General features: G+C 72.5%; 6 protein-coding genes and 1 tRNA gene. 3 read left to right on the top strand and 4 right to left on the bottom strand.

The genetic code is table 11. The features are described 5' to 3' along the window. On the top strand, positions 1-2,112 hold a 2,112-nt coding region (locus tag A612_RS06200), incomplete at its 5' end, for a translocation/assembly module TamB domain-containing protein (RefSeq protein WP_019373647.1). Positions 2,113-2,143: 31 nt separating this feature from the next. Next, a tRNA-Arg gene (locus tag A612_RS06195) sits at positions 2,144-2,218 on the top strand. 44 nt (positions 2,219-2,262) lie between these two features. Here the strand turns inward: A612_RS06195 and A612_RS06190 are convergent. Together A612_RS06190 and A612_RS06185 are read right to left on the bottom strand one after the other, a co-directional pair. Beyond that, positions 2,263-3,141 carry a pirin family protein gene (locus A612_RS06190; protein ID WP_019373646.1) on the bottom strand — a complete coding sequence of 293 codons (879 nt, stop codon included), beginning with the start codon at positions 3,139-3,141 and terminating at the stop codon, positions 2,263-2,265. A 232-nt stretch (positions 3,142-3,373) separates the two neighbouring features. Continuing rightward, on the bottom strand, positions 3,374-3,778 hold the full coding sequence (locus tag A612_RS06185) for a PRC-barrel domain-containing protein (protein WP_019373645.1): 405 nt from the start codon (positions 3,776-3,778) through the stop codon (positions 3,374-3,376). Positions 3,779-4,090: 312 nt separating this feature from the next. Here A612_RS06185 and A612_RS06180 point away from each other — a divergent pair, with 312 nt between their 5' ends. Then, positions 4,091-4,693 (top strand): cysteine hydrolase family protein, encoded by a 603-nt coding sequence (locus tag A612_RS06180; RefSeq protein ID WP_040436228.1) that lies wholly within the window; start codon positions 4,091-4,093, stop codon positions 4,691-4,693. Positions 4,694-4,720: 27 nt separating this feature from the next. Here the strand turns inward: A612_RS06180 and A612_RS16995 are convergent, their stop codons facing one another. After that, positions 4,721-5,128: a hypothetical protein gene (locus tag A612_RS16995; RefSeq protein WP_075807024.1), complete on the bottom strand. Its 408-nt coding sequence runs from the start codon at positions 5,126-5,128 to the stop codon at positions 4,721-4,723. A gap of 84 nt (positions 5,129-5,212) precedes the next feature. Then, positions 5,213-5,496: phospholipase D-like domain-containing protein (locus tag A612_RS06170; RefSeq protein ID WP_040436227.1), on the bottom strand; the 284-nt coding region annotated here is incomplete at its 5' end.

Here is a 5,496-nt window from a genome sequence, read left to right as displayed (position 1 = left end):
GGCGCCGGCCGCTGGCAGGGCGAGCTGCGCAGCCTGCAGCTGCAGGCGCGCCTGGAGCGGCAGCCCGGCCCCTGGGAGCTGCGCCTGACGCAGCCCGTGGCCCTCACGCTGCAACAGGCGCCGCGCCTCGAAGTCGAGGCGTCGGGCGGCAGTGCCCAGCTGCGCGGCCCGGCACCCGGGAACGCCCGCCTGCATTGGCAGCCGCTGCGCTACGCGCGAGGCGCCCAAGGGGGCGTGGAGCTGCGCAGCCAGGGCAGCCTGGAAGGTCTGCCGCTGGCCTGGGCCGAGGCCTTCCAGACCGACGGCCAGAGCGCGCTCGAGCGGCTTGGCGTGTCGGGCGATCTGCAGCTGGCCGGCCGCTGGGACATCGCCGCCGCCGGCGACGCGCCGCTGCACGCGCGGGTGCGCATCGAGCGCGCTAGCGGCGATCTGTACATCGACCATGGCGGCGATACCGCCCCGGGCGGCACACCGACGGTGGTGCGCTCCAGCGGCGAGGGTGCAGGCCCGGGCAGCCCCAAGGCGACGACCCGCGCCCTGCGCGGCACGGCCGCAGGCCTGCGCGAGGCCGTCCTCGAACTCCAGGCCGAGGGAGAGCAGCTGCAAGCGCGCCTGTCCTGGGACAGCGAGCGCGCGGGAGAAGTCCGGGCCGAGGGCCGCACGCAGCTGCAGCGCGGCGCGGACGGCGGCTGGCTCTGGCCGGAGGACGCGCCCCTGGCCGCCAGCGTCCGCGCCGAGATGCCGGAGGTGGGCGTGTGGTCGATGCTCGCACCGCCCGGCTGGCGCGTGCACGGCACGCTCAGCGCCGACGCCCGGCTGTCGGGCAGCCGCGCCGCGCCGCGCTGGGATGGCCGGTTGGCGGCCGACCGCTTTGCCATCCGCTCGGTGCTCGATGGCGTGGACCTGCAGGACGGCCGGCTGCGCGCCACGCTGCAAGGCCAGCAGCTCACGATCACCGAGCTGCACCTCAAGGGCGGGCACGGGAGCCGCGCGCGCATCGCCGGCTTCAGCGGCAACCGCACGGCCGCGCCCGCGGACGGCGGCACGCTCAGCGGCAGCGGCACCCTGTCCTGGGCGGGCAGCGGCGACCAGGGTCCGGACATCCGCATGGACCTGCGCGCCCGCGCCGAGCGGCTGCAGGTGCTGGTGCGCGCCGACCGGCAGGTCAGCGTCTCGGGCGAGCTGCGCGCGCAGCTGCAGGGCGGCCAGCTGGTGCTGCGCGGCGACCTGCGCGCCGACCGCGCGACCATCATCCTGCCCGAGGCCGGCGCGCCGTCGTTGGGCGACGACGTGGTGGTGCGCTCCGCCGCGCTGGACCGCGAGGCCGCCGAGCGCGCCCGCCAGGAAGCCAAGGCGGCCCAGGCCGATGCCCAGGGCAGCGTGCAGACCGCCCGCCCGCCGGACATCGCGCTCACCTTCGATCTCGGGGACGACTTCGCCTTCCAGGGCCGGGGCGTGACCACGCGCCTGACCGGGCGCCTGCAGATCACCAGCCGCGGCGCGCTCGGCAGCATGCCGCGCGTCACCGGCGAAGTGCACACGGACCAGGGGCGCTACCGTGCCTGGGGCCAGGCGCTGGACGTGGAAAGCGGGTTGCTGCGCTTCAACGGCCCTTACGACAATCCCTCGCTCGACGTGCTGGCGCTGCGCCCGAACATTCCGGTGCGCGCCGGCGTGCAGGTCACGGGCACGGCCCAGGCGCCGCGCGCGCAGCTGTATTCGGAGCCGGAGCTGCCCGATGCGGAGAAACTCTCCTGGGTGGTGCTGGGCCGCAGCGCGGCGGCCGGCGGTGCGGAGGCAGCGCTGCTGCAGCAGGCGGCGCTCGCCTTCCTGTCAGGCGAGGGCGGCGACAGCAGCGGCGGCATCGCCCAGCGCCTGGGCCTGGACGAGATCGGCTTCAAGGGCCCCGGCCAGGGCGAGGACGCCAGCGGCGCGGCTCTCACCTTCGGCAAGCGCCTGTCGCAGGACCTGTACGTGACCTACGAGAAGAGCCTGTCGGGCACGCTCGGGGTGCTCTACATCTTCTACGACCTGTCCAAGCGGCTCACGCTGCGCGGCCAGACCGGCACCCAGAGCGCAGTGGACTTGATCTACACGGTGCGCTGGGACTGAAGGGCCGCATACAATTGCCGGTTCGGCCCAGCTCCCCGTAGTTCAATGGATAGAACGGGCGCCTCCTAAGCGCCAGATACAGGTTCGATTCCTGTCGGGGGGACCAATTGCCGATCCCCGGCGTCGCACCTGGCGCCGGCGGTGGCATCTTCATGCAGCCACGAAGACGCCATCCTGGTAGTCCTGCATCGCCTGCATGATCTCCTCGCGGGTGTTCATCACGAAGGGGCCGTACTGCACCACCGGCTCGCCGATCGGCTTGCCGGCCAGCAGCAGGAAGCGCGCGCCCTGCGGCCCGGCCTGCAGCTGCAGTCCATCGCCTGCCGCGTCCAGCACGCCGGCGCTGCGCGTATCCAGCGTGGTCTCGCGGCCGCCGCCCTGCACGGTGACCGTCCCCTCGAACACATAGACCAGGGCGTTGTAGCCCGGCTGCAGCGGGTGGGCAAAACCTTCGCCCGCGCCCAGCTGCACGTCCAGGTACAGCGGGTCGGTCGACAGCGGTGCGCTGGCGCGGTTGATGGCCCCCTCGACCGCCTCGCCATCCACCCGCGCCGTGCCGGCGATCACCTTCACCCGGCCGCCGCCCGGCAGCGCCAGTTGCGGGATTTCTGCCGCCGGGATGTCGCGGTAGTGCGCCGGCTTCATCTTCTCGGCCGCCGGCAGGTTGACCCACAGCTGGAAGCCGCGCATCCGCCCCTCCTCCTGCATCGGCATCTCCGAGTGGATCACGCCGCGCCCGGCAGTCATCCACTGCACGCCCCCGGGGCCAAGGTCGCCCACGTTGCCCAGGTGGTCCCTGTGCTGCATGTGGCCGTCGAGCATGTAGGTCACGGTCTCGAAGCCGCGGTGCGGGTGGCTGGGGAAGCCGGCGATGTAGTCGTCCGGGTTCTCGGTGCCGAACTCGTCGAGCATCAGGAAGGGATCCAGGCGAGCGCCGCCCTGGCTGCCCAGGCTGCGGTAGAGCCGGACGCCGGCCCCGTCGGAGGTGGGCTGGGCCGGGATGATCTGGCGGATGCTGCGTGCGGTCATGGTTTTCTCCTTGGGGGGTGGCAATGCATGGCGGACGCGCCCTGGTGCCGGCGCGCCCGCCCTCCTGTCCCATTTCGGGTGCGATCCGCCGATCCAAAGGGCCAGGATTCGGTACGCACCGATCCACGGAACGGGCGAATGCCTCGCGCACGCGAAAAACCCGCCGGCCTTGCGGCGCGGCGGGCTCAGGGCAACAGGAGCGGCGGGCGCTTCGGGCCCGGCTGGCTTACTCTTACTTCTTCGCCTTGGCGTACTCGAACTTCGGCACGTTGCGCAGGCCCTCCTTGGTCACGCCCGGCAGCACGATGTGGCCGTTCTCGACCTTGAACTGCTCCACGGGCACGGCCACCAGGTGGCTCGACAGGCCCAGGTACTTGCTGGCGTTCACGATGGCGTAGGAGACGTAGCCCTCGGTGTCGATGATGATGTCATCCACCTTGCCGACTTCCTCGGACTTGTTGGCATCGTTGTAGACGCTCTCGCCCAGGATGGCCTTCTTGACACTCCAGCCGTTGGCCAGGCGGGCGCTCACGGTCTCCGTGACGCCGAGGACGGTACCGCCCGCGACCTGGGCCTGGGCGACGAAGGGAACGGTGGCAACGACGGCAGCGGCCAGTGCATGCTTGAGAAGTTTCATGGCTGTGTTTTCCTTTGCGTTGGTTGTGGTCGATGGTGAAATTGCGGAGCCGAGACGGACGCATCCGAAACGGACGGTTCCATCCTAGGAAGGCCGCGGCCGCCGCCTTGTCGCCCGCCGCCCCCACCCGGCTGTAGGACGGCCGCCTGCCGCCATGCCCAACGATCGGCCGCGCCGGGTCGTCCTGGCTCCCACGGCGCCCGGTGGCGCGGCCGGCCCCGAACGCAGGAACGTCCTACGCCGGCCCCAGCGCGGCGGTCCTAAGGTTGCGCCACGCCCCAGCCCGCGGGGTGCCCCTCTCCCCAGCCCGCCATGCCTCCCAGCCCCCTTCGTCCTTCTACCCTGCAGAGCACGCCCCTGCCCGAGAGCGAGCAGGTGTTGCTGCTCGTGGACGTCATCAACCCGATGAACTTCCCCGCGGCCGCCGACCTGCTGCCCCATGCCCAGGCCGCCGCGCGGCGCATCGACCGCCTCAAGCGGCGCCTGGCGCGCTCGGGCAGCGCCGCCATCTACGCCAACGACAACTACGGCACCTGGCACAGCCAGTTCGGCGACATCCTGGCGGCCTGCCAGGCGCTGTCCGATGGGCGCGGCGAGATCGCCCGGCTGCTCGCCCCCGGCCCCGAGGACCTGGTGATCCTCAAGCCGCAACACTCGGCCTTCCACTCCACGCCGCTGCAGCACCTGCTGGGCAAGATGAAGGCGCGCAAGCTGGTCATCGTCGGCTGGGCCGCCGACATGTGCGTGATGCTCAGCGCCACGGATGCGCGCATGTTGGGGCACGAGGTCTGGGTGCCGCAGGACTGCATCGCCTCCGAGACGCCCGAGCGCTGGGAGCGTGCCGTCCGCCAGCTGGAGGAAGCCTTCGATTGCTCGGTGCGCCCGGCCGTCGCGCAGGACGACCAGGCCGCCTGAGCCCGCGGCGCCCCGGCACGGGGCGCTTCAGCGCGCCGGCTGCGATTCCTGGCGGAGCGGCTCGGGCTGCGGATTGGACAGCGCGGGTGCACCCATGCGCTCGCGGCCCGCAGGGGTGGGCGTGTCCGCGGCCTCCGGCGTGCTGCGCGACACGCTGCCGTCGCCGGGTGCGGTGGTGGTCGCCTGTGGGCGCTCTTCCTGGTGGCTTCCAACGGCGTCCCGGGGGGCATCGGGCGCCTGCAGCCGGTCCCGGGGCGCCAGCAGGTTGAAACCCAGCACGGCGACGACCAGCAGTGCCAGCGCGATCAGGACGATATTGCGGGCCCGCTTCTCGTGGCGGCCCGTGGGCCCCGGGGGGGCTTTCTCGGCAGGGCCGCGGCGGGGCGCTCCAGGGCGCGGCTGAGGGCGGGGCGGAGTGGGAGAATCTGCGGGCATGGGGCCTCCTCGTTGCGGGAAACGGCCCCAGGCTAGTTCTTCGGCGTGCCCGCCCTGTAGGCGCGGACCGACCCTGAAGCCGGCCTACAGCTGAAAACCCAGGGCGCGCACCACGCCCTCTCCCATGTCGCGCAGCAGCGAGGGCCGGTGCGCTGCGTAGGGCCGTGCCTGGGCGACCTGCTGCGCGCACCAGTCGGACAGCCAGCGCACGTCCGCCTCGTCGTAGAAGGCGGTCATCGCCTCGTAGTTCAGGAACAGGCTGCGCGCATCCAGGTTGAGCGAGCCGGCAAGCGCCAGATCATCGTCCACCAGCACGGCCTTGGCGTGCATCATCCCCGGCGCCAGCCACACGCGCGCGCCGGCCGCCA

This window comes from Melaminivora alkalimesophila (genome assembly GCF_000282995.1).
Classification (GTDB): domain Bacteria; phylum Pseudomonadota; class Gammaproteobacteria; order Burkholderiales; family Burkholderiaceae_C; genus Melaminivora; species Melaminivora alkalimesophila.
Note: the sequence above shows the minus strand (reverse complement) of the source record. Positions and strands in the feature narration are given on the sequence as shown.